A 1403-nucleotide genomic window follows, 5' to 3' on the forward strand; every position below is an offset into this window, starting at 1 on the left:
ATCCCAACCTTCACTAAGGACTTCATCATGACTACCGACAAGCTTGCCGCGGGTATTATTAAGTGGCGCTGGGCAATCATCGTCGCAACTTTTGTCATTGTTGGCATCATCGCTTCAGGTCTTACTAACATAAGCTTTAGCTCAAACTATCGCGTTTTTTTCTCTTCGGATAATGAACAGCTGGTAGCCTTCGAGACCATTCAAAATACCTACTCGAAGTCTGATAATGTGCTTTTGGTCGTCGAGCCTGAAGATGGGATCGTCTTCAGCAGAGAAACTCTTTCTGCAATTCAAGAACTGACGGAAAGCAGCTGGCAACTTCCATATTCAACGCGCGTTGATTCCATTACAAACTACCAGCATACCCAAGCCGAAGAAGACGACTTAATCGTTGCAGACTTGGTTGAATTCCCTGAAGACGTTGACCTTGATTATGTCAAAAACGTTGCACTAAACGAGCCATTGTTAGTGCGTCGATTAATCTCTCCAGAAGCGCATGTCACTGCAGTAAATGTGACGATTCAGCTTCCCGAGCTATCCGAATCAGAAACCCGAGAGGTCGTCAGCGCAGCAAGAAATATTGTGGCTGACTTTGAAGAAAAATATCCAAACTTGTCTGTCTATATCACCGGAACAACAATGCTTGGCAACGCCTTTGCTGAGGCCTCTGAAGCTGACATGAAATCACTAATGCCAATCATGTTGTGCGTCATTATCGTGACTTTATGGCTCCTTCTAAGATCATTCACGGGAACCGTCGCGACGATTCTTGTCATCATTCTCTCTGCGTTGACAGCGATGGGGCTATTCGGTCATCTAGGTTGGGTGCTTACCGGCCCAACAACAAGTGCGCCAGTCATCATCACCACGATGGCCGTTGCCGACAGCGTGCATATACTCGTCACATTTCTCTACAACTTACGTCAAGGCATGCCAAAGCATAGTGCGATGCAAGAAAGTATTCGTATCAACTTCCAACCAGTATTTATCACTAGTCTAACGACTGTTCTTGGCTTTATGACGATGAACTTCTCTGAAGTCCCTCCCTTTAGAGACCTAGGAAACACAGTAGCAATGGGCGTGATTGCGGCGCTCTTCTTCTCAGTATTCTTCCTACCTGCATTTATGTCAGTGATGCCAATTTCAACGAAGAAGCAAGCAGCACGTCAAAGCAAGGGTATGGACAAACTTGCCTCTTTCATCATCAACAATCGTAATGGCGTTTTGATCGGCTCTGGCATTGTCACAGTCGTTTTGTTCGCTTTAATTCCGCTAAATCAAATTAACGATGACTTTATCGCCTACTTCAAGGAATCGGTGGAGTTCCGTGCAGACACTGAATTCACATCTGACAATTTAACTGGCATCTACAATATTGCCTTTTCTCTGGAGCAAGGCGAAAG

The 1403-nt window shown here is 45.3% G+C and carries 1 protein-coding gene; it reads left to right on the top strand.

Annotation, left to right across the window (positions count from 1 at the left end; genetic code table 11):
- Window positions 1-27 precede the first annotated feature (27 nt).
- On the top strand, window positions 28-1403 hold a 1376-nt coding region (locus A3738_RS27860), incomplete at its 3' end, for an RND family transporter (RefSeq protein WP_156504551.1).

The sequence above is a fragment of the Oleiphilus sp. HI0066 genome, from assembly GCF_001635725.1.